This window comes from Micromonospora coriariae (assembly GCF_900091455.1).
In the GTDB taxonomy this organism is placed as follows: Bacteria; Actinomycetota; Actinomycetes; order Mycobacteriales; family Micromonosporaceae; genus Micromonospora; species Micromonospora coriariae.
Window position 1 is genome coordinate 762,294 of sequence record NZ_LT607412.1, and the last position, 21,196, is coordinate 783,489.

19 protein-coding genes and 1 pseudogene are annotated in these 21,196 nt (G+C 70.2%); 10 read left to right on the plus strand and 10 right to left on the minus strand.

Going from position 1 to position 21,196, the window contains the following annotated elements; translation table 11 throughout:
* Positions 1 to 19: 19 nt before the first annotated feature.
* The 4 genes from GA0070607_RS03510 to mmsA all read right to left on the minus strand — a co-directional run bounded on the left by GA0070607_RS03510 (position 20) and on the right by mmsA (position 5,392).
* A complete protein-coding gene (locus GA0070607_RS03510) occupies positions 20 to 1,282 on the minus strand; it encodes an ROK family transcriptional regulator (RefSeq protein ID WP_408630866.1) in 1,263 nt (420 codons plus the stop codon).
* Between the two features lie 112 nt (positions 1,283 to 1,394).
* The gene (locus GA0070607_RS03515) at positions 1,395 to 2,498 is read right to left on the minus strand and encodes a substrate-binding domain-containing protein (protein ID WP_089016874.1); all 1,104 of its coding nucleotides are present in this window, start codon (positions 2,496 to 2,498) and stop codon (positions 1,395 to 1,397) included.
* Between the two features lie 51 nt (positions 2,499 to 2,549).
* The gene (gene mmsB / locus GA0070607_RS03520; RefSeq protein WP_089016875.1) at positions 2,550 to 3,848 is read right to left on the minus strand and encodes a multiple monosaccharide ABC transporter permease; all 1,299 of its coding nucleotides are present in this window, start codon (positions 3,846 to 3,848) and stop codon (positions 2,550 to 2,552) included.
* Complete coding sequence (gene mmsA, locus GA0070607_RS03525; RefSeq protein WP_089016876.1) at positions 3,845 to 5,392, minus strand: multiple monosaccharide ABC transporter ATP-binding protein; 1,548 nt, start codon at positions 5,390 to 5,392, stop codon at positions 3,845 to 3,847. Before mmsA ends, mmsB begins: the two co-directional genes overlap by 4 nt.
* A 507-nt stretch (positions 5,393 to 5,899) precedes the next feature.
* On the opposite strand from mmsA, the gene GA0070607_RS03530 reads away from it, so the two are divergent.
* Positions 5,900 to 6,322: an acyl-CoA thioesterase gene (locus GA0070607_RS03530; protein WP_089016877.1), complete on the plus strand. Its 423-nt coding sequence runs from the start codon at positions 5,900 to 5,902 to the stop codon at positions 6,320 to 6,322.
* 45 nt (positions 6,323 to 6,367) lie between these two features.
* Here GA0070607_RS03530 and GA0070607_RS03535 read toward each other — a convergent pair whose 3' ends face one another.
* Together GA0070607_RS03535 and GA0070607_RS03540 are read right to left on the minus strand one after the other, a co-directional pair.
* Positions 6,368 to 7,519, minus strand: coding sequence for an alcohol dehydrogenase catalytic domain-containing protein (locus GA0070607_RS03535; protein WP_231930805.1), 1,152 nt, complete (start codon positions 7,517 to 7,519; stop codon positions 6,368 to 6,370).
* Positions 7,520 to 7,668: 149 nt separating this feature from the next.
* Complete coding sequence (locus tag GA0070607_RS03540) at positions 7,669 to 7,908, minus strand: tautomerase family protein (protein WP_089016878.1); 240 nt, start codon at positions 7,906 to 7,908, stop codon at positions 7,669 to 7,671.
* Positions 7,909 to 7,992: 84 nt separating this feature from the next.
* Between GA0070607_RS03540 and GA0070607_RS03545 the strand changes: the two genes are divergently transcribed.
* From GA0070607_RS03545 to GA0070607_RS32930, 3 genes and pseudogenes are all read left to right on the plus strand, one after another.
* A complete protein-coding gene (locus tag GA0070607_RS03545) occupies positions 7,993 to 8,613 on the plus strand; it encodes a TetR/AcrR family transcriptional regulator (RefSeq protein ID WP_089016879.1) in 621 nt (206 codons plus the stop codon).
* A gap of 140 nt (positions 8,614 to 8,753) precedes the next feature.
* Positions 8,754 to 9,209, plus strand: a pseudogene (locus tag GA0070607_RS32925) (ATP-binding cassette domain-containing protein); the annotation flags it as partial.
* Between the two features lie 85 nt (positions 9,210 to 9,294).
* On the plus strand, positions 9,295 to 10,236 hold the full coding sequence (locus GA0070607_RS32930) for an aminotransferase class V-fold PLP-dependent enzyme (protein WP_231930806.1): 942 nt from the start codon (positions 9,295 to 9,297) through the stop codon (positions 10,234 to 10,236).
* A 35-nt stretch (positions 10,237 to 10,271) separates the two neighbouring features.
* Here GA0070607_RS32930 and GA0070607_RS03560 read toward each other — a convergent pair whose 3' ends face one another.
* Positions 10,272 to 10,670 carry a hypothetical protein gene (locus GA0070607_RS03560; RefSeq protein WP_089016880.1) on the minus strand — a complete coding sequence of 133 codons (399 nt, stop codon included), beginning with the start codon at positions 10,668 to 10,670 and terminating at the stop codon, positions 10,272 to 10,274.
* A 342-nt stretch (positions 10,671 to 11,012) separates the two neighbouring features.
* Between GA0070607_RS03560 and GA0070607_RS03565 the strand changes: the two genes are divergently transcribed.
* Positions 11,013 to 12,269, plus strand: a complete 1,257-nt coding sequence (locus GA0070607_RS03565) for a glycoside hydrolase family 16 protein (protein WP_089016881.1) — start codon at positions 11,013 to 11,015, stop codon at positions 12,267 to 12,269.
* Positions 12,270 to 12,344: 75 nt separating this feature from the next.
* Here GA0070607_RS03565 and GA0070607_RS03570 read toward each other — a convergent pair whose 3' ends face one another.
* Positions 12,345 to 13,643: a DUF1479 domain-containing protein gene (locus tag GA0070607_RS03570; protein WP_231930807.1), complete on the minus strand. Its 1,299-nt coding sequence runs from the start codon at positions 13,641 to 13,643 to the stop codon at positions 12,345 to 12,347.
* Positions 13,644 to 13,733: 90 nt separating this feature from the next.
* Here GA0070607_RS03570 and GA0070607_RS03575 point away from each other — a divergent pair, with 90 nt between their 5' ends.
* Positions 13,734 to 14,864 carry an ROK family transcriptional regulator gene (locus GA0070607_RS03575; protein ID WP_089016882.1) on the plus strand — a complete coding sequence of 377 codons (1,131 nt, stop codon included), beginning with the start codon at positions 13,734 to 13,736 and terminating at the stop codon, positions 14,862 to 14,864.
* A gap of 123 nt (positions 14,865 to 14,987) precedes the next feature.
* Positions 14,988 to 16,010 carry a DUF4331 family protein gene (locus tag GA0070607_RS03580; protein WP_089016883.1) on the plus strand — a complete coding sequence of 341 codons (1,023 nt, stop codon included), beginning with the start codon at positions 14,988 to 14,990 and terminating at the stop codon, positions 16,008 to 16,010.
* A gap of 118 nt (positions 16,011 to 16,128) precedes the next feature.
* Here the strand turns inward: GA0070607_RS03580 and GA0070607_RS03585 are convergent, their stop codons facing one another.
* Together GA0070607_RS03585 and GA0070607_RS03590 are read right to left on the minus strand one after the other, a co-directional pair.
* Positions 16,129 to 16,359 carry a DUF2188 domain-containing protein gene (locus tag GA0070607_RS03585; protein WP_089016884.1) on the minus strand — a complete coding sequence of 77 codons (231 nt, stop codon included), beginning with the start codon at positions 16,357 to 16,359 and terminating at the stop codon, positions 16,129 to 16,131.
* A gap of 105 nt (positions 16,360 to 16,464) precedes the next feature.
* Positions 16,465 to 17,124, minus strand: a complete 660-nt coding sequence (locus GA0070607_RS03590; protein ID WP_089016885.1) for a M23 family metallopeptidase — start codon at positions 17,122 to 17,124, stop codon at positions 16,465 to 16,467.
* Between the two features lie 136 nt (positions 17,125 to 17,260).
* Here GA0070607_RS03590 and GA0070607_RS03595 point away from each other — a divergent pair, with 136 nt between their 5' ends.
* Genes GA0070607_RS03595 through GA0070607_RS03605 form a run of 3 tightly spaced genes read left to right on the plus strand, consistent with a single transcriptional unit; the run spans position 17,261 to position 20,990 of the window.
* The gene (locus tag GA0070607_RS03595; protein ID WP_089016886.1) at positions 17,261 to 19,696 is read left to right on the plus strand and encodes a PEP/pyruvate-binding domain-containing protein; all 2,436 of its coding nucleotides are present in this window, start codon (positions 17,261 to 17,263) and stop codon (positions 19,694 to 19,696) included.
* Complete coding sequence (locus GA0070607_RS03600) at positions 19,693 to 20,358, plus strand: hypothetical protein (RefSeq protein ID WP_089016887.1); 666 nt, start codon at positions 19,693 to 19,695, stop codon at positions 20,356 to 20,358. The genes GA0070607_RS03595 and GA0070607_RS03600 overlap by 4 nt, the downstream gene beginning before the upstream one ends.
* A gap of 53 nt (positions 20,359 to 20,411) precedes the next feature.
* Entirely contained in the window at positions 20,412 to 20,990 is a 579-nt protein-coding gene (locus GA0070607_RS03605) for a TetR/AcrR family transcriptional regulator (RefSeq protein WP_089021632.1), read from the plus strand.
* Positions 20,991 to 21,196: the final 206 nt, after the last annotated feature.

Sequence of the window (21,196 nt, forward strand, 5' to 3'; positions counted from 1 at the left end):
CTCACCGCCCGCGGCGCGGCTACGCCGGGTCGTCGGCGCCCAACTGGCCCGTGACGCCGACGTTCAGCGGGTCGGCCAGCAACTTGTCGAAGGCCAGTTCGGCGGCACCGATCAGGACGGCGTCCCGGCCGAGCGCCGCCGCCTCCAGCCGTAGGTGCTCGCGGGAACCCGGCAGCGGCATGGCACCCAACCGGCTGCGAACCGTGTCCGCCCCGGCGATGAAGACGTCGCGCAGCGAGCCGCCGAACACCACGGCGTCCGGGTTGACCACGTTGACCAGGTTGGCCACGCCGAAGCCGAGCCAGTCGGCGACCTGCTCGACCGCCTGCCGGGCGGTCCGGTCGCCGGCGGCCGCCGCACCCAGCACCTCGGCCACCGCCGCACGGTCGCCAGGGTCCCGACCGGCGTGCCGCAGCAGCGCGGCCTCGCCGATCTCGGTCTCCCAGCAGCCGCGGGAGCCGCAGCCGCAGAGCAGCCCGTTCGGGTTGACCACCATGTGGCCGACCTTGCCGCTGTGGCCGCGGTGCCCGATCACCAGCCGGCCGTCGACGATGATGCCGGCGCTGATGCCGAGGTCACCGTGCAGGTAGATGAGATCGTCGATGCCGGCCGCCACGCCACGGATGTGCTCGGCCAGGCCGGCGATGTCGGCCAGGTCTCCGGCCACGAAGCCCGGGCCGGCGACGAACTCGGCCTCGAGCGCGACGCCCAGACTCTCGTCGACGCCGGCGATCCGGATGCTGCCGTCCGCCTCGCAGGTGGTGTCGGTGACCGCGACCGCGCCACCGACCAGCAGCGCGTCGGCGGCCACGGAGCGTTCCATGTCGCGGACGAGGTCGGCCAGCGGCCCGACCGCGTCGACCGCCGTCATGCCACCGGGGCGGGCGACCTCGCGCAGGTCCAGGATGCGCCCACCCAGGCCGACCCGGGCCGCGCGCAGTCGGTCCGCGTCGATGCTCAGCGCGCGGGCGTAGACCCGGTCGGATCGGGGGCTGACCACCAGCGACGGCCGGCCTGCCCGGCGGGCGGTGGTCGGCGCCTCCTCGGTGACCAGGCCACTGGCGACCAGGTCGGCCGCGAGCGCGCCGATGGTGCTGCGGTTGAGGCCGAGGCGGCTGGTCAGCTCGGCCCGGGACGTCGGCCCGTGCAGGTGGACGTAGCGCAGGACGGCGCCGAGGTTCTGCCGCCGGATCTCCTCCTGGCTCGCGCCGGGAACGGAGGGCAGCGGGGATTCGGGGTTACGGCCGACGCCGGCTGGCCTGGCCCGGACTGGTGACGCCACGGTCAGACCTCCTTCCGGATCGGTACCGGCTGGTGCGGGGGTGCCAGGACGACGATGGGTCCCGGAACACGAGATCCGGGACCCATCGGTGTCACTGCCTACCGTGTGGTGCTTACTTGGTGAGCGGCGCGAGCTTCGGGTCGTTGGCGTACGCCTCAGCCGCGTTCGCCTTGGTGACGGCGACCGGCGGGAGCAGGTACGTGTCGACGACCTTGCTGCCGTTGTTGTAGGACTTGGTGTCGTTCACCTGCGGGGTGTCACCGGCCTGGAGGGCCTTGACCATGTTGATGGTCTCCTTGACCAGGTTCCGCGTGTCCTTGTTGATCGTCATGTACTGCTCGCCAGCGACGATCGACTTGACCGACTCGACCTCGGAGTCCTGACCGGTGACAACCGGGACCTTCTTGCCAGCACCCTTGATCGAGGTGATGATCGCGCGGGCCAGGGTGTCGTTCGGGGAGAGGACGCCGTCCAGCTCCTTGTTGCCGTAGGTCGAGGTCAGCAGCTGGTCCATACGGGCCTGCGCACCCTCGGCCTTCCAGCCCTGGATGGCGGTCTGCTTGACGTCGGTCTGCTTCGAGGCGACGACCACGGTGCCCTTGTCGATCTCCGGCTTGAGCACGCTCATCGCGCCGTTGAAGAAGACACCGGCGTTGTTGTCGTCCGGCGAGCCGGAGAACAGCTCGATGTTGTACGGGCCGTTCGGCTTCTTGGCCTTCATGCCCTCGAGCAGGGCCTGGCCCTGGAGCTGGCCGACCTTGAAGTTGTCGAACGCGACGTAGTAGTCGAGGTCCGGCGTGTTGGTGATGAGCCGGTCGTACGCGATGACCTTCACACCGGCGGTGTGGGCCGCGGCGACCTGGGTCGAGAGCTGCGCGGCGTCGGTCGCGCCGATGACGATGACCTTGGCGCCCTTGGTGACCATGGCGGTGATCTGGGCCTGCTGGTCGGCCACCGTGGTCGACGCGCCGGCGTACTGCACGTCACCCTGGAAGCCGGCCTCCTTGAGGCCGTTGGTGAACAGGTCACCGGCGAGGACCCAGTTCTCCGAGGTCTTGGCCGGGAGGGCCACGCCGATCAGCGAGTTCGCCGGGAAGCCCTTGGCGGCCTCGCCGCCGGAGCCGCTGTCGCCGTCGCGGCCGGAGCCGCAGCCGGCGAGAGCCAGCATGGCGGCGGCGCTGATGGCAACCACCGACGTGCCGAAGAATTTACGCATGGGAGGACTTGCCTTTCTGATAATTGAGACGGGTGGAGAGGTCGGTGGCCGTCAGCCGGACACCGCAGCCTTGGCGGGCTCGCGCTCCGCGTCCGGCGGTGAGGCGGGTGGGGCGGCGTCCTCGCGACGGAACGGTCGCATCAGACTTCCGATGATGGAGAAGCGCCCCTGGCTCTTGTTGTAGACGTCGATCGCGACGGCCAGCAGCAGGACCAGGCCCTTGATGATCTGGACGCGGTCGGTGCCGACGCCCATCAGTTGCAGACCGTTGTTGAGCACGGCCATGACGAGACCACCAACGATCGATCCGCTGATGGTTCCGATACCGCCGGAGACGGCCGCGCCACCGATGAAGACCGCGGCGATCGCGTCCAGTTCCCAGCCGTTACCGTCCTGCGGTCCGGAGGCCGCCGAGCGGGCCACGAAGATCATGCCGGCCAGGGCGGCCAGGACGGACATGTTCATCATGACGAGGAAGTTGACCCGCTTGAGCTTCACACCGGACAGCTCCGCGGCCCGGGAGTTGCCGCCGACCGCGTAGATGTGCCGGCCGCCGGCCGTGTTGCGGGTGTAGAAGGAGTAGGCGATGACCAGCGCCACCAGGATGATGCCGGAAATCGGGAAACTGGTGCCGACGCGACCGCTGGCGAAGCGCAGCGAGGCGAAGGCGATCACGCCGACCATGACGGCCATCCGCAGGATCGAGATCCACATCGGCGCGGGGTCCGCGTCCATCGCCCGGCGGGTCTGGCGCAGCCGCAGCTCCCGCCAGACCAGGGCCACCGCCGCGGCCAGGCCGAGCAGCAGCGTGGCGTTGTTGTAGCCGGTGTTCGGACCGAACTCGGGCAGGAAGCCTGCGCCGATCTCCCGGAAGCCCTCCGGCACCGGAACGGTGCTCGCGTTACCGATGAACTGGTTGCCGCCGCGGAAGAGCAGCATGCCGGCCAGGGTGACGATGAACGCCGGTACCCCGATGTAGGCCACCCAGAAGCCCTGCCAGGCGCCGATCACCGCGCCGATGGCCAGACCGAACAGGATGGCGACTGGCCAGGGCAGGTTCCACTCGGCCATCGACTTGGCGACCAGGATGCCGGCGATCGCCGCGACCGAGCCGACCGACAGGTCGATGTGCCCGGCGACGATCACCATCAGCATGCCGATGGCCAGGATGAGGATGTACGAGTTCTGCTGGAACAGCGCGATCAGGTTGTCCGATCGCAGGGTCAGCCCGTCGGTCAGGATCTGGAACAGCAGGACGATCGCCACCAACGTGAAGATCATGCCGAACTGACGGGCGTTGGAGGTGGTGCCTCCAAACAGGTTCTTCTGAAGGTCCTTCAATCGGCTCATCGTGTCAACATCTTCTTCGTAGAGGTCATCTGCTTCATGAGGGTCTCGGGGTCCGCATCCTCGCGGGCGATCTCGCCCGTGATGGCGCCTTCGAACACGGTGTAGATGCGGTCGCAGAGCCCGATCAGCTCAGGCAGTTCCGAGGAGATGACGACGACGCCCTTCCCCTGGTCGGCGAGCCGCTGGATGATGCCGTAGATCTCGTACTTGGCACCCACGTCGATGCCGCGCGTCGGCTCGTCGAGGATCAGCAGGTCCGGGTCGGTGAACATCCACTTCGCCAGCACCACCTTCTGCTGGTTACCGCCGGAGAGCTTCGAGACGCCCTCGTCGACCGTCGGAGCCTTGGTCCGCAACTCCTTGCGGTATGCCTCGGCCGCCGTGTACTCCTCCACCTGGTCGAGGACACCGTGGTGCGTGATCTTGGACAGCTTGGCGGCCACCGTCGACGACTTGATGTCGTCGAGCAGGTTGAGGCCGATCGCCTTGCGGTCCTCGCTGACGTACGCGAGGCCGTTGGCGATCGCGTCCGCCACCGACTTGAGCACGATCTCCTTGCCGTCCTTGATGATCGTGCCCGACTCGTACACGCCGTAGGAGCGACCGAAGATGCTCATCGCCAACTCGGTACGACCCGCGCCCATCAAGCCGGCGAAACCGACGATCTCGCCGCGGCGCACCACGAAGCTCTCGTTCTTGCAGACCTGGCGGTCGGCGGAGATCGGGTGCCGGACGTTCCAGTTGCGGACCTCGAAGAAGACCTCACCGATCTTCGGCGTGTGGTCCGGGAACCGGCTGCTCAGCTCGCGGCCGACCATGCCCCGCACGATCCGGTCCTCGTCGATGCCGTCCTCGGTGACCTCGAGGGTCTCCACCGTCCGGCCGTCGCGCAGGATCGTGATCTGGTTGGCGATCGCCGCGATCTCGTTGAGCTTGTGCGAGATCATGATCGAGGTGATGCCCCTGGACCGGAACCCGCGCAGCAGGTCCAGCAGGTGTCGGGAGTCGGCCTCGTTCAGCGCCGCGGTCGGCTCGTCCAGGATGAGCAGTTTGACGTCCTTGGCGAACGCCTTCGCGATCTCCACGAGCTGTTGCTTGCCGACCCCGATGTCCTTGATCAGGGTGTCCGGGTCCTCCTGTAGACCGACCCGGGCCATCAGGTCCAGCGCCATCCGGTTCGCGGCCGTCCAGTCGATCGCGCCCCGCTTGCGCGGTTCGTTGCCGAGGAAGATGTTCTCGGCGATCGACATGTGCGGGATGAGCGCGAGTTCCTGGTGGATGATCACGATCCCGGCGTGCTCGCTGGCGCGGATGTCGGAGAACCGGGCCTCCGCGCCCTGGTAGACGATCTGGCCGTCGTAGGTGCCGTACGGGTAGACCCCGCTCAGAACCTTCATCAGGGTCGACTTCCCCGCGCCGTTCTCACCCGCGATGGCATGGATCTCGCCGGCGCGAACCACCAGGTTGACGTCGGAGAGGGCCTTGACTCCGGGAAACTCCTTGGTGATGGAGCGCATCTCAAGGAGGATGGGCACGTCGCTCATCGCTCGTACCACCTCGCCAACGTCATCGGTTGCCTCCGGAAGGTTTGACCTTCACTCGGTTTTGTTGTTGACGGCAACGTATTGCGGTGGAAGGGTCATCCGCAAGGCGAGGGCCTGTTGAAAATGTAACAATCCGGCAATATCGACGTCGCGCAGTGTTCACACGCCCCAGCAGTCGCCGGAGCCCCACCGGAGACCCGACCGCCCCTCACCGGACCTCCATCGACCCGGCGTGACGGGCCGATCGACCTCGGCCATCGTCCCGGGCCCGCCAGCAGGCACAACGCGCTCCGAGCGGCTGGCGAAGCACCGCGAGCGGACGCCGACGCCATCGAGCCATCCTGATCGTCAGCCCCCCGACGACCTCGACCAACGCCGATGCGACCCACCCCGGCCGGCGATGTGATCAACGCCTCGGGCGGACGACCGCCGGCGGATGATCTCGCCCGACCAAGACCAGGATCACCGCGTACGTCGGCTTCCCGGGGCCCCACTACCCTCGGGTCCATGGGAGATCCGTTCCGGGTACGCATCACTGTTCGTGGCTACGAGCTGGACACCCAGGGCCACCTGAACCAGGCCGTCTACCTCCAGTACGGCGAGCACGCCCGGTGGGAGTGCCTGCGCGCGGCCGGCATCGCGCAGGACCGGCTTCTCGCCGCCGGCGTGGGACCGGTCGCCATGGAGGTGACCGTGAAGTACCTGCGGGAGCTACGCGGCGGCGACGAGGTGGACGTCTCCTGCCAGTTCCGCTGGGGTGAGGGTCGCGCCTTTCACATCGACCAGGACTACACCCTGCCGGACGGGACCCCGGTGGCGCGGCTGACCGGGGTGGGCGGGCTGCTGGACCTGTCGAGCCGGCGGCTGGTGCCCGACCCGCGCGGGCGGTTCCGGGAGCTGGCCACCGACCCGGCGCCACTCAACCTCTGACGGCCGGCCGGGGCGCCGGCGCTCACGGGCGCAGAACCGCCTTGATCACCCCGTTCTCCCGGCGGTCGAAGCTGCGTACAGCTCGGGCGCGTCGGCGAGGGTGCCGTGGTGGGTGACGATCACGCTGGGCCGGGCTCGGCCGGAGACGACCAGGTCACGCAGCAGCACCGTGTAACGGCGGTCGTGGGTACGGCCGAACCGGACCGAGACGCCCTTGCTGAACAGCGTTCCCCACGGTGCCGTCAATTCCTCCCTGGCGCTCGCGCCGGGGCGCGGTTGCAGGTCCTTCTCCGGGTACACGCCGGCGACCGCGATCGCTCCGGCCGGGTTGACCAGCCGGGCCGCGTCCGCGATGACCTGGTCGGGGCGCTCCTGGTCCGGGCGTTCGCGGTCGCGGGCCTGGAACCCGACGGCGTCGACGACCTTGTCGATCCCGCCCAGCTTCTCCTCGCCCAACGGCAGTCCCGCGCGGGCCCTCTCCGCGCGGATCTGCTCCACGGGGTCGCCGCGGCGGAAGTCGACCGGCACCGCGCCGATCTCACCGGCCTTGTCCAGCCGGGCGTCCACACCGTCCACGCAGTACACCACCCTGGCCCCGCGGATCAGCGCCGAGTACGCGCTGAGCAGGCCGATGGTGCCGGCGCCGAACACGGCGACCGTGTCGCCGGGCTCGACCCCGGCGAGGGTCGCGGTGGCGTGCCACCCGGTGACGAACGCGTCGGCGAGCAGCACGAAGTCGTCCTCGTACCCGTCACCCGGCTCCCCGGGGACGGGTACGCAGTTCGCGTCGGCCCACGGCACGCGCAGCAGGTCGGCCTGCGCACCCCGGTACGGGCCCATACCGGCGTAGCCGTACGCGGCACCCGGCCCCTCCGCGCGGACGCGCAGGCAGGCGGCCGAGAGCCCGCGGGCGCACATCACGCAGGTTCCGCAGAACAGGTGCGTGGGGATCACCACGCGAGTGCCCGGACGGACCGTCTGGACGGCGCTGCCCACCTGCTCGATCACGCCCAGCGGTTCGTGGCCGAACACCAGGCCGGGTTCGGCTCCGGTCCGCCCGTCGTACATGTGCAGGTCGGTGCCGCACAGAGCGGTGGAGGTGATCCGCACGAGCGCGTCGGTCCCCGCCTCCAGCGTCGCGTCCGGGACCTCCCGCACCTCGACGGTCCGGACGTCCGCGTAGACGACGGCCCTCATCTGGACTCCCCACTCCGACGGCGGACGACGTTCTTCCCGCGAGCGGGGCGTTCATGCCACCGGCGGACGCTTCGACCGTCCCGGGGGCGTCGACGTTGCGACGCCCCCGGCGCGGGGGTGTTCGGAGGCCGGTGCGGCTCGGGCGGCCGCTACTCGGCTGTGGCCCCGCTCTGCTGCTGCCGGAACTGGTCGACCGGAAGGCCACCGCGACCCCAGTTCTCGGTGTCGACCTCGTCGATCACCACGAAGGTCGACGTCAACGGCTTGTTCAGGACGTCGCGCAGCAGTTCGCTCACGCCCTTGATGAGGGCGGCCTTCTCCTCGGCGGTCGCCGCGGACGTGCCCGGCGTGTTGCCCTCGCGAGTGATCTGGATGGTGACGATCGGCATTGTCGGCTCCTCGGATCTCGCCCGGAATGACCACTAGACGACTGGTCGACTAAAGCTAGCCGACCGGTCGGGTATCGTCAAAGCATGGGACGGACCAGTGACGCGCGAAACAAGATCCTCGACGCGGCCGCAACCCTGATCGAGCAGCGCGGCTACTCCGCCCTGGGCGTGGCGGAGATCTGCGCTACGGCAGGTGTGCCCAAGGGCAGCTTCTACTACTTCTTCGAGTCCAAGCAGGCGCTCGCCCGCACCGTCATCGACGAGCACTGGGCGAACCAGCGCCGCCAGTGGGAGCAGCTGCTCGGCAGCGGGCGCGACCCGCTGCGGCGGCTGCGGGACCTGTTCGAGGCCACCGAGGAGGTCCAGCGCACCGGCCAGCAGAAGGCCGGCGTGGTCGCCGGCTGCCTGTTCGGCAACCTCGCCCTGGAACTCAGCAACCGGGCCGAGGAGATCCGTCGCCGGCTCCAGGAGATCTTCGAGGCCCAGATCGACCTCATCGAGCAGGTGGTCGTCGAGGCGAAGGCGACCGGACTCGCCGGCCCGGCGGTCGACACCCGCGAGGCCGCCCGGTCCATCGTGGCCCAGATCGAGGGGCGGGTCCTGCTCGCGAAGCTGCTCAACGATCCGGCGCAACTGGAAACGTTGTGGCGCAACTGCCTCGACCTCCTGCAGGTGCCGGCGGAGGCGCGGACCACGACCGACTGAGTGGTCGAGCCGGTGGAGTGGCAGCCGGACGTAGCATCGGCGATGCACGATGTTCAGGCGGGACACTCCCGACCGGATCGAGCACACGCCACATGACGACCGAGCAGACGACGTCTCCCCAGCACGCCGGCGTCGGCATCATGACCAGGGGCCTGGGCCAGAGCGTCCGGGACGGGCGCCGGATCCTGGACGACATCTCGTTGACCATCCAGCCGGGTGAGGTGGTCGCCATCATCGGCGCCAGCGGCGCCGGCAAGACCACCCTGCTGGAGACGCTCGCCGGGATACGGCGACCGGCGTCCGGCACCGTGTCGTACGACGGCGCCACCGGAGACGATGCGGTCGGCTACGTCCCGCAGGACGACATCATCCACCGCGAGCTGCCCCTGGAACGCACACTGCGGTACGCGGCCCGACTGCGCCTGCCACCGGGGACCGGCCCGGTCGAGGTGACCGACCGGGTCGCCGAGGTGCTCGCCGGGTTGCGGCTGACCGACCGGGGTTCCGTCCCGGTGGGGCGGCTCAGCGGCGGCGAGCGCAAGCGCGCCAGCATCGCCGTCGAGCTGCTCACCCGGCCGGGCGTGTTCTTCCTGGACGAGCCCACCTCCGGGCTGGACCCCGGCACGCTACGTACCGCTGACCGGTCCGGAGCTGCGGGTCGCCGAGGCGGACCTGGTCGACGTGCTGGACGCCAACCGCGGCAGGCTGTGGGGCCGGCCCGACGGTCGGGGCCTGTTCGCGTACCCGGCACAGAGCAACTTCTCCGGCGTGCAACACCCGCTGAGCTGGGTGGAGCTGGCCCACCGACACGGGTACGACGTACTGCTCGACGCCGCCGCGTACGCCCCGACGAACCGGTTGGACCTTCGCGTCGTCCAACCCGAGTTCGTCTGCCTGAGCTGGTACAAGCTCTTCGGCTACCCCACCGGCGTCGGCGCGCTGCTGGCCCGCCGCGACGCGCTGGCCCGGCTGCGCCGGCCGTGGTTCGCCGGCCGCACGATCCGGGCGGTCAGCGTGCAGGGCGACTGGCACCGGTCGATGGACGACGAGTCCGCGTTCGAGGACGGCACGCTCAACTTCCTGAGCATCCCGGACGTGGAGTTCGGGTTGCGCTGGCTCGACGCGATCGACGTGGACCTCGTGCACACCCGGGTCGGCCTGCTCACCGGGTGGCTGCTGGACCGGCTGACCACGCTGCGGCACCGCACCGGCCGGCCACTGGTCCAGGTGTACGGCCCAGCGACGGGTGCGGACCGGGGCGGCACTGTGACGTTCAACCTCCGCCACCCGGACGGCTCCCTGGTCGACGAGCGGCTCGTGGCGCGGGAGGCCGCGGCGGCGGGCTTCTCCCTGCGTACCGGCTGCTTCTGCAACCCGGGTGCGGGTGAAGGCGCATTCGGGATCAGCCCGGACTCGCTGCGCCGGCGGCTGCTCGCCCGGATCGACACGATCGACGAGTACCTCGGGGCGCTGCGGCTGCCGACCGGTGGCGCGGTCCGCGTCTCGTTCGGTCTGGCCTCCAACGCGACCGACGCGGAACGTTTCCTCGCGTTCGTCGAGGCGACCTACCTGAACCGCGGGGCCACCGCCGACTCACCGCTGCCGCCCCGGCTGCGCTGCTGACCCGCCTCCGGCACGACCGCGCTGCGGCAGGCCCGTCAGCTCGCCTGAGCCACCGACGCCGGGCGGCGCTTCGTCTCCTCCATGAAGGGGAACCGGGCGGTGAGCTCGGCGAGCGTCAGCCCGGCCCGCCAGGCCGCGGCCAGCTGGGCCACCTGGACCAGGTCCATGGCGTCGCCTCGCGCCTGGACCTCTCCGGACACCCGGAGATCGATCATGAAGTATCGGGCCTGGGAGCCCAGCCCGACGCAGACCACGCCCTGATCGGAGTGCAGCTCGGCGCAGGTGAACCGGGCACGTCCCTGCTCGGGAGCGGTGACCCGGCCGAGGTCGAGCTCGTACCGGGCGGCGATCTCGATGAGCGCGGGGGCCAGACCACCCCGCTCGACCAGGTCCGGGTAGAGGCGCACACCCAGCGCCGTCGACACGTCGCTCATGACTGACTCCCACTTCCTCGTGACAGAGACCAGCAGCGCGCAGGTTACGGGGATGTTTCCGGCGAGCCTCGTCATCCTGTCCCCCATGGACGCCTCACGGCAATAGGAAGGATCGAATAGACCCCTATCGGAGGAATGTGCTCCGAGCCCGCATCGGCCGAGGCGGCGGCTCGAGCGAAGGCGGCGGAGAGAGCGCGCGAGTGGGCGGACGGTAACGGACTGTCGTCGCATTGGAAACACTCTTGACAAAAAGACCGTCATATCGACATGCTTCGCTATAGAGAGCGCTCTCAGGCCCTCCGGTGCACAGCCTCCGCCACCCCACCCGCTGAGGAGCCCCCCGTGTTCACAGCCCGTCCCGCCCCCCGTTTCCGACCCCTCGTCCTCGCCGCGGTCGCTCTCCTCGCCACCACCGCGGCGCTCGTCCTCCCGGCGCACCCGGACCGGGCCGAGGCCGCCATCGGCCCGATCACCTGGCAGGACGAGTTCAACGCCCCGGCCGGCGCAGCCGTCGACCAGAGCAAATGGCGCTTCGACATCGGCGGTGGCGGCTGGGGCAACAACGAGCGGCAGTACTACACCAACAGCACCAGCAACGCCGTCCACGACGGCCAGGGCAACCTGGTCATCACCGCCCGCCGGGACAATCCCGCCAACTATCAGTGCCACTACGGACGCTGTGAGTACACCTCCGCCCGGCTGCTGACCGCGGCCACCTTCACCCAGACGTACGGCCGGTTCGAGGCCCGCATCAAGATCCCGCGCGGTCAGGGCATCTGGCCCGCGTTCTGGATGCTCGGCACCGGCGGCGGCTGGCCCGACGCCGGCGAGATCGACATCATGGAGAACATCGGCAGGGAACCCAACACCGTCTACGGCACCGTGCACGGGCCCGGCTACTCCGGCGGCGGCGGCATCACCGGCAGCCGCACCCTCGGAGGGCCGCTCGCCGACGGCTTCCACACCTACCGGGTGGACTGGGAGCCGAACGTGATCACCTGGTACCTGGACGGCGTGCAGTACCACCGGGTCGACCCCGCCCGGCTGGGCGGCAACCGGTGGGTGTTCGACCACCCCTTCTTCATGATCCTCAATGTGGCGGTCGGCGGTAACTGGCCCGGCTACCCGGACGGCTCCACGCAGTTCCCGCAGCAGATGCTCGTCGACTACGTCCGGGTGTCCGGCTACACCTCCGGAGGTGGCAACCCGGCCCCTGGCACCAGCCGGATCCGGGGCGCGCAGAGCGGGCGCTGCATCGACATTCCCAACGCCAACCCTGTCGAGGGCGCCAAGCTGCAGATCTGGGACTGCAACACCACCGCCGCGCAGGCCTGGACCTTCGCCTCGGACGGGACCGTCCGCGCGATGGGCAAGTGTATGGACCCCGCCTGGGCCGGCACCGCCAACGGCACCGAGGTCAACCTGGTCTCCTGCAACGGGAACCCGGCCCAACGCTTCACTCTCAACGCCGCCGGTGACCTCGTCAACGTCAGCGCCAACCGGTGTGTGGACGTCCGGGACGCCAACCCCGCCAACGGCGGCAAACTGCACCTGTGGGACTGCATCGGCGCGGCCAACCAGAAGTGGTCCCGCGTCTGAGGCCGCCGGCAGCTCGTAGCACCCGCGAGTGGGCCGCCCGAGAAAATGTCCGGGCGGCCCACCGCCATGCGCCAGTCAGTCCAGGCCCAGGCCGCGCCGTCCGGTGGGGTTCAGGCTGTCGGGCTGGAAGCGGTTGGGCCAACCGCGCTCGTAGTGCTCGGCCGGGAAGTCGGTCGGACTCGACCCGGTCTGGAAGGCTTCCCGGACGGCGGCCGAGTACCTCTCGTTGCGGGGGCACCACGGGGCCGCGGGGATGTACATGACGTTGCCCCACCCCAGTTGACCCCGGACGGGCGCCACGCTGTGGATCATGTCGCAGTGCCACCAGACGGAGTCTCCCGCCCGGACGTCGGGGATGCCGGTCAGGGCCCGCATGAGCAGCGGGTGCCACCTGTCGTTGGCGGGAAAGACCTGGTTGACCGTGACGCCGCACATGTCGTCGGCGGGCACGTCGGCCAGCAACGGCCGGAGCATCAGGTAGCCCATCGCCTCGGGAATCGGGACCGTGTGCAGCACCCCCTGGTCGTGGTCCATGTCCGAGAGCGCGGTCCAGCCCTGGAAGGTGCGGAAGGCCGAGCACATGGTGGTGCCGGGATACTGCGGTCCGGCGGTGCGGTGGGCGGCGTCCCAGGGGTCGTACTGCTCGACTGTGCCGTTGAAGAGGTGACCGAAGCTCTTCTGGTACGCCTCGGTCATCCACAGATCGAGGGTGCCGGGGTCGAGATGGGCGCCCAGACCGTTGGAGTCGGCGCCCGGCGGCCGGCGGCGGATCCGGTCCGGGTAGAGCGAGTCGCGGTTCGGGTCGAACCACCGCACGCCCTCGGACTCGTGCTTCCACTGGCTGTTGAGGAACGCCTGCACCCGCGCCATCCGGTCGCTCTGGCGGGCCTGCATCTGCGCCGGCGACCAGTAGATCGGGTAGATCTCGGGCTTGGACCCGACGCTGCCGAAGAAGTCGTCGCCGGGACCTCGGTACGCGTCGAAGAAGCCGTTGCTGTCCACGTAGTCGACGATGTCGCGGTCCCAGTCGAGGGCCTGCTGGCGGTCGAAGTGCCCGCGGACGACGAGGCAGCCCCGCTGGCGCAGTTTCTCCACCGCCGCCGCTGACACCGTGCCCGCCTCGATGTCCGCGTACTCGATGACCGGCCAGATCGTCTCGCCGCGCTCCCTGGCGGCGGTGATGTCGTCGACCTTCGCCTGGACCCGCTGTTCGACGACCGCGAACACCTCCTCGACCGTCCGGCCGGAAGCCTCGATTCGGGCCCGTAGCGCGGCCTTGATCTGGCGGATGGCGGCGGGAAGGTCGTCCGGCGGCGACTCCCAGTGCGGCAGGGACGGGAGCGGGGCGGCGGCCAGAGCGGGGTGGGCGTCCACGGCGCGACTCCTTCTAGTTAGGGCTCCTTCTTGGAAAGACTCTAGGAGGCGGGCACCCTTCTAGGCAAGACTCCTGCCTAGAATCGGTGGGTGACCACCGTCAAGCCCTCGCTGGAGCTGCTCCGCTCGCTGACCGACGAGCACGTGCTGCGGGAGTTGATGCAGGCACGGCGGCTGACCCGGGCCGACCTCGCGACTCGCAGCGGCCTGTCCAAGCCCACCGTCGGCGAGAGCGTGCGCCGGCTGGCCGAAGCCGGCCTGGTCGTGGACACCGGGGAACGGACGCCCGGCGGGCGCGGCCGCGGCCGGGTCGGCTCGTACTACGCCCTCGCCGACACAGCCGGCACCGCCCTGGCCATCAGCATCGCGCCCGACGGAGTGGTGGTCGAGCGAATCGACGCCCACGGCGACGTCCTCGGGCGGACCCGGCACGACATCAGCCGACCGGCGCGGGCCGAGCAGGTGGCGTCAGCCCTGCGCGCCGCCGCCGCACAGGCACGGGAAAGCGCCGGAGGAGCGATCCGACTGGCGGTCGTCAGCGCCGCCGACCCGGTGGAACGCGCCAGCGGACGACTGGTCCGACTGCCCGACGCGCCGTTCCTGCTCGGCGAACTCGACCCGGTCGACGTGCTGGCGTCACAGGTCGGCGGCCCGGTCATCGTCGACAACGACGTCAACTGGGCAGCGCAGGCCGAACGAGACAATGATCCGACCCGCCTGAGCGACTTCGCCTACGTCTTCCTCGGCGAGGGGCTGGGCTGCGCTGTCGTCAGTGACGGCGAGGTACGCCGTGGCCACACCGGGCTGGCCGGCGAGATCGCGCACCTGGTGACCATCGGCCCACACGGCCAGGCAACCCGGTTCATCGACGTGTTCGCCGACCTCGGCCTGCGCCGCGCCGGCACGACGGCCATCGACGTCGATCGCGTCCGCCAGACCGCCACGGCCACGCGTGAAACGCTGGGGCACGCCGTCAGCGGCGTCCTCGCCGCCATCGTCGCGCTCACCGACCCGCGACTGGTCATCGTCGGCGGCCCATGGGGCAGCCATCCGGCGGTCCTCGATGCCATCACCACGGCGTTCGCCCAGATGCCCCGCCACACCGAGATCCGCCCGGCACTGCTGACGGATGAACCGTCGCTGACCGGCGCCCGCGCGGAAGCCCTCAAGCGCCTCCGCTCCACCATCGTCGCTCTCCCCCAGCGGACGGCCCCCCGGTGACCAGCGGCTCCTGATCCCGCACAAGGCCAGCGCGCGGGATTCGGCCGATGACCCGAGGCGCACAAACGATGCCCGCTATGTTCGGGTTCGCCCAGTAATTCCGGCATCACCTGGAGTGAACCCATGTCGCATCACCTCGACACCCCCCTCGCTGCCCAGAACGGCCAGCTCTACATCAACGACCTGTTCGTCTTCAACGGTGAGCGCGCCACCGTGTTCGTCATGGACGTCAACAGCTCGGTGACGAAGGCCGACATCCAGCGCGGCTTCCACGCCGAGGCGCGCTACGAATTCAAGATTCACGTCGATGGCGGGGAGTTCGAGGAGTTGACCTACCGGGTGGCCTTCGGCGAACCGGACGGCGCCGCGAAGCAGACCCTCATGGTGTACGAGCTCACCGGAGCGGATGCCCGCGACGACGCCGCGATGGGCACTCCCGTCGTCGAGGGCCGGACCGGCGAGGTTTCCAGCGGCGGGAACGTCCGGATCTGGGCCGGGCGGATCACCGACCCGTTCTACATCGACCTCGGCCAGCTCGCGACCGTCAACGCCGCGTTCAAGAACGGAGCGAAGCTGGACCGCTCGGCGTGGAAGGCCGACCAGGCCACGAACAGCTTCGCCGGCACCACTGTCGAGTCGATCGTCCTCGAGGTCTCCCAGGACGAGCCGCTGCTGCGCGACGGCACGCAGATCGGCGTCTGGTGCACCACCAAGCTGGCGACCGACGCCGGGGGGTGGCGCCCCATCAACCGTGGCGGCCACCCGATGATGTGGCCGATCTTCTGGCCGACCGACACCGACTTCTCCAACCCGGCCAACGCCCGGCACCCCAGCAGGGACCTCGCGGAGGATGGCGAGGAGATCGCATCGGCGGTCGCGCGGGTGGTCGCCGCGAACGGGACCGCGCCGGATCCACAGGCGTACGGCTGGAGCGTGGCCCGCCAGCTGTATCCCGACGTGCTGCCGTACCGGGTCGGGACGCCGGCCAACTACGGCTTCGCGGTCCGCAACGGTCGCACCATGGCCGACAACGTACCCGAGGTGATGTTCTCCCTGGTGCTGAACACCGGGATGACCTCCGGCCTCACCCCGGACGTGACCAAGGCCGCCAGCGCCGACGCCTTCCCGTACGTGGTGCCGGCCTGACCGGGCCGCCTCAACCCCTGTCCGACCCGGCGGTTCAGGCTCGGGTTTTCCCAGTCGCTGAAAGCGGACCCACCTCCTCGCCGCGCCGAGGAGGTCGGTCCGCAGGGGCTGGACGCCGTCAGCCCTCGATGTCTCGCGGGTCGCGGCTGCGCGGGTAGGTGTTCTTCTCCCCGACCGTGCCGTCCTGCTTCTTGATCACGTGCTCGACGCCACGGTCGGCCGCCATCTCGCGACCCTGGGCCTGCGCGTCGGCCTTGGAGTCATGGGTACTGCTGGCCCGCGCATTGCCCTCGGGCCGGTTCTTCCACTGCCCGTCCTCGTGGTACGTGTCGACGTCACCCTTGGTCATCGCCGGCTCCTCCCTGAGTCTGCTGTGTCCACCAGACCAGATGCCCGGAGCCGTTCTGGGACAAACGTGGGCTACGCGGTCCTCAACGGACGGTGCTGCTCAGCGTCACCCGGGACGACAGTTGTTGCTCGTCCGCTTGACGATGTGTTCGCGCTCGTCGGTGGTGATACCCGACGGCTCCCCGTCGAAGTGCGTCTCGACCTTGTCCCAGCCGCGGCGCTGCTCGTAGTGCAGGTGGGGAGCCCCGGAGTTGCCGGTGCTGCCGAGGCGGCCGATCTGGTCGCCCTGGGCAACCCGCTGACCCTCGCGGACCAGCGGCGGTTCGAGCAGATGCAGGTACTGGGTCTCCCACTTGCCACCGTGGTCGATCTTCACCCAGTAACCGCCACCGCGACCGCGCGGGCCCTCCGGATTGTCCGGGTTACGCCCGCCCAACGATCCGTTGACGCCCGCCACGGTGACCGTGCCGGCGTAGGACGCGAGCACCGGCCGCCCCCACGCCTCGCCCTCGGTCGGAAACAGATCGACGTCGTAGTCGTCGTGGCCGGGATAGGTGCTGAGCTGCCACGTCTCACCGCATGAGACGGGAAGTTGGAAGAGCGGACGCGGGCCCGGCGGTCGCAGCATCGGTACGACGACCAGGGCGGTGCCGATGAGGGCTCCGACCGCGACGACCGCGACGAGAACCCGGACCGTGGTGCGGCTGCGGACGCGGCGGTGGGTGCGGACTCTGGTGGGGTGGCCGGTCGTCACCGCACCGAGCATGGCAGATCCCGGCAACGCCTCAGCTCTGGGTCACGAACTGCCGGCCGACCACCCGGACCGGTCGCATTGCAGTCGTATCGCCAGCCCGGGTACGGTGGGACGCAATGCAGTCGCATTGCATAGAAAGAGGGCCCACGTGCATGTGATCGCGCTGTCCGAGGCAACCGCCGACATGGTCGAGCTGGTGGGTGGCAAGGCGGCAGGGCTGGGCGAGCTGATCCGGCTGGGCGAACGGGTCCCCGAGGGGTTCTGCGTCACCACCGAGTCCCACCGGCTCGGTGTCATCCCGCAGGCGGAGATCCTCGCCGTGTACCAGCGGCTCGGCGCGGGCCTCGTCGCGGTGCGCTCCAGCGCCACGGCGGAGGACCTGCCCGACGCGAGTTTCGCCGGGCAGCAGGACACCTTCCTGAACGTCACAGGCGCCAACGAGCTGATCGCCGCGATCAGGAAGTGCTGGGATTCGCTGCACACCGCCCGCGCGACCGCCTACCGCGACGCCCGTGCCATCGATCATCAGGCGGCGCGGATGGCCGTCGTCGTGCAACGCATGATCACCCCTGCGGTGGCGGGAGTGCTGTTCACCGCGAACCCGCTGACCGGCCGCCGCGACGAGATGGCGGTCGACGCGGCGCCGGGGCTCGGCAGCACGGTGGTGGACGGTGCGACGACCGTGGACCACTACGTCCTCGACGGCGTCACCCGGGACGACACGGGATGCCTGACGTCGGCGCACCTGGCGGAGCTGCGGACCACGGGTGAGCGGCTGCAGGTTCACTTCGGCCGCCCGCAGGACGTGGAATGGGCGATCGACGGGGACGGCCTGCTGTGGTTGCTGCAGTCCCGGCCGATCACCAGCCTGTTTCCCCTCCCTCCGGAGACCGGGAAGCCCCTCCCCCGGGTCTATCTGGAGTTCGGCCACGTTCAGGGCATGCTGCAACCTGTCACACCGATGGGCATGTCCACGCTGCGATCGCAGATCGCCGCGATGCTCGCCTCGCTCGGCGTCCGGGTCGAGATCGTCGACATCGGCGGTCGCCTCTACGGTGACCTGACCGAGCTGGCCCGGAGCAGGTCGTCACGCAAGCGGCTGGTCAAGCTCCTGGCTGTCGACTTCGGCCCGCGGGCACAGGCGGTGATGGAGCACGTCCTGGCGGATCCGCGCTTCGCACCGACCACGGGCGGCGCCGAGCGCGGCGCGGCGGCGGGGGCCTCGTCCCTGCGCACGGCCGGCCGTGCGGTGGTGGGGATCCTGCGCGCACTGGCCCGTCCCGACGCGGCGCGGATCCGGATGTTCCAGGCGATCGAGCGGATGAGAGTGCGGTCGGCGGCGCCCGACGACCTGCGGACCACTGCTGACCGGCTGCGCTTCCTCCGCTCGCAGGACACCGAGGACAGTGCCGACGACATCATGTGGCCCATCGTGACGGGGATGCTCGCCGCCGCGTTGCCGGCCGCGTTGCTCAGGGGCGTCGCCAGCCCGGACGAGATCCACACGGTGCTGGGCGGGATGCCGCACAACGTGACGATCGAGATGGATCTGGCGCTCTGGCGGCTCGCCCGGGGCGCGGACGAACACCGCCAACTCCTGCTCGACACCCCGCCGGACGAGTTGGCCGCGCGGTATCTGCGCGGGACGCTGCCCGACATCGGGATGGCCGGGTTCCTGGACGACTACGGTCATCGCGGCGTCGCCGAGGTCGACCTCGGCGTGCCGCGCTGGGTGGAGGATCCGGCGCCGGTCTTCGCGGCGATCGCCAACTACCTGCGCGTCACCGATCCCCAGCAGGGGCCCGACCGGCGCTTCCACCGGGCCGCCGCGGCAGCCGAGACCGCGCTGGACGAACTGGCCGCGCGGGCCCGCCGTCGCCGGCCGGTACGCGGCACCATCGCCGGGTTCCTGCTACGCCGGGCCCGGTCGTTGGCCGGCCTGCGGGAGGCCGGCAAGTTCGCAGGGCTGTACCCGTTGCGGGAGAACCGCCGGCAACTGCTGCTCATCGGCGCCGACCTGACCGCCGCCGGTCTGCTGGAGCAGCCCGACGACATCATGTTCCTGACCCTGGACGAGGCGGAGGCGGCGGTGCAAAGCAGCACCGATCATCGGGCCACTGTCGCTTCCCGCAGGGCGGTGCACCGCCGGGAGCTGCGCCGCAGGTCGGTCCCCGTGGCCCTGCTGTCCGACGGCACCGACGTGGAGGCCATCCTGCCCTCGGAACCCGCCCGCGACGGCACCCTCGCCGGTGTGGGGGCGTCGGCGGGCCGGGTGACCGGCACCGCCCGGGTCGTCCACGACCCGGCCACCGCCCACATCGAGCCCGGCGAGGTCCTGGTCGCCGCGACCACCGACCCCGGCTGGACGCCGTTGTTCCTCACCGCCTCGGCGCTGGTCACCGAGACCGGCGCGATCATGGCGCACGGGCCCACCGTGGCCCGGGAGTACGGCATCCCCGCCGTCATCTGCGTGCCCGACGCCACCCGGACCATCTCCACCGGCCAGCTCGTCACCGTCGACGGCGGCGCCGGAACTGTCACCGTCCACCGACCGCCGGCCCACGACCGCGAGGACGAGGTATGACCGACATGAAGGCCCCGACCAGGGCGAAGGTAGCTCCGCTGCTCCGCCGGGCGGCCGCGCTGGAGGCGGCGATGTGGCGCAGCCTGTACGCGTGGGCACGGCGCAAGCCGCTGCCGCTGGCCCCGGGCGACGATCCGTTCGGCTACCTCGGCGTGGTCAAGCCGATCCTCGGCATCTTCATCGCCCTGTCGGTCGTGGAGATTCCGATCTTCGACCTCATCGTCACCCACGTCGTGCCATGGTGGCCGGCCCGCTGGATCGTACTCGGCCTCGGCATCTGGGGTCTGCTCTGGATGGCCGGCCTGTACGCGAGCATGCGGATCCACCCACACGTCGTCGGTGACCGGGGCCTGCGGGTGCGGCTGAGTTCGGGCATCGACATCTGGATCCCGTGGACGGACATCGAGGCGCTGCGCAAGCGTTACCGCTCGCTGCCCTCCAGCAGATCGGTGCAGGTCGAGCAGGAGGGCGAACGCCGGGTCCTGCACATCTCGGTCGGCAGTCAGACCAGCGTCGACGTCCTGCTGCGCCGGCCGACGACCTTCGACCTGCCCAAGGGCCGGTCCGAGCCGATGGACGAGCTGCGGCTGTACGCCGACGACCCCGACGGCCTCCTGCGCAGCGCTCGTGGCACCCCCGCGACCGAAGCCCTCAGCCGGTAACTGCCGCCCGCCGGCGGAGGGTCCGTGCCATCCACTCTGAAATGATCGAGGTCATGCCCAAGAAGGTCGATCACCAGGAGCGACGCACGCGCATCGCTGACGCGCTGATGCGGGTCGCCGCGGATCAGGGCCTGGAGGCCGTCAGCCTCCGTCACGTGGCCGCCCAGGCCGGTGTGTCCGCCGGGATGGTGCAGCACTACTTCCGCACCAAGGACGAGATGATGGCGTTCGCGCTGGCCGTGGTCCGCGAGCGCAGCCAGATCCGGGTCACCGAGGCGGTGGAGCGACTGGGCCCGGACCCCTCCCCTCGGCTGCTGCTGCGCACGATGATCGCCGCCCTGCTGCCACTCGACGAGCGGACCCGCGACGACGGCCGGGTGGCGCTGGCGTTCCTCGCCTACACCGCGGTACGGCCGGCGGCCGCGTCCGGCCTGCATGAGGACACCGTGCAGCTGATCGGGTTCATCGCCGGCCTCCTGCCCCCTCCGAACGCCGACGCCGCCGCGGCCGGCCTGCTGGCGCTGATGGAAGGGCTGGGCATCTACCTGCTGGGCGGGCAGTACACCGCCGCGCAGGCGTTGAGCGCACTGGACGCCCAACTCGACCTGCTCTTCGGCGTCGACGGCGCCTGACCAGCGATCGTCAGCACTCCATTCATCACATCGGAACCTGCCTACGTTCCGTTTGACGCATCGGCCGTCGGGAGCGGTGGTGAACAGGCGAGGATGGGCTGATGAGCCGCGTCCTTCGGTCCCGGCCGGTGCCGGTCCAGTGACCACGTTCTCGACGACGGCGCGGCGGACCGAGGATTGTGCCGCCCACGCTCGCCGTGGCACTG

What these genes read in the sequence shown, in the direction of transcription:
- GA0070607_RS03515 (WP_089016874.1), bottom strand. Translation starts at nt 2,498, where the DNA reads ATGCGTAAATTCTTCGGCACGTCGGTGGTTGCCATCAGCGCCGCCGCC.
- mmsB (WP_089016875.1), bottom strand. Translation starts at nt 3,848, where the DNA reads ATGAGCCGATTGAAGGACCTTCAGAAGAACCTGTTTGGAGGCACCACC.
- mmsA (WP_089016876.1), bottom strand. Translation starts at nt 5,392, where the DNA reads ATGAGCGACGTGCCCATCCTCCTTGAGATGCGCTCCATCACCAAGGAG.
- GA0070607_RS03530 (WP_089016877.1), top strand. Translation starts at nt 5,900, where the DNA reads ATGGGAGATCCGTTCCGGGTACGCATCACTGTTCGTGGCTACGAGCTG.
- GA0070607_RS03535 (WP_231930805.1), bottom strand. Translation starts at nt 7,519, where the DNA reads ATGAGGGCCGTCGTCTACGCGGACGTCCGGACCGTCGAGGTGCGGGAG.
- GA0070607_RS03540 (WP_089016878.1), bottom strand. Translation starts at nt 7,908, where the DNA reads ATGCCGATCGTCACCATCCAGATCACTCGCGAGGGCAACACGCCGGGC.
- GA0070607_RS03545 (WP_089016879.1), top strand. Translation starts at nt 7,993, where the DNA reads ATGGGACGGACCAGTGACGCGCGAAACAAGATCCTCGACGCGGCCGCA.
- GA0070607_RS03560 (WP_089016880.1), bottom strand. Translation starts at nt 10,670, where the DNA reads ATGAGCGACGTGTCGACGGCGCTGGGTGTGCGCCTCTACCCGGACCTG.
- GA0070607_RS03580 (WP_089016883.1), top strand. Translation starts at nt 14,988, where the DNA reads ATGTCGCATCACCTCGACACCCCCCTCGCTGCCCAGAACGGCCAGCTC.
- GA0070607_RS03585 (WP_089016884.1), bottom strand. Translation starts at nt 16,359, where the DNA reads ATGACCAAGGGTGACGTCGACACGTACCACGAGGACGGGCAGTGGAAG.
- GA0070607_RS03590 (WP_089016885.1), bottom strand. Translation starts at nt 17,124, where the DNA reads ATGCTCGGTGCGGTGACGACCGGCCACCCCACCAGAGTCCGCACCCAC.
- GA0070607_RS03600 (WP_089016887.1), top strand. Translation starts at nt 19,693, where the DNA reads ATGACCGACATGAAGGCCCCGACCAGGGCGAAGGTAGCTCCGCTGCTC.
- GA0070607_RS03605 (WP_089021632.1), top strand. Translation starts at nt 20,412, where the DNA reads ATGCCCAAGAAGGTCGATCACCAGGAGCGACGCACGCGCATCGCTGAC.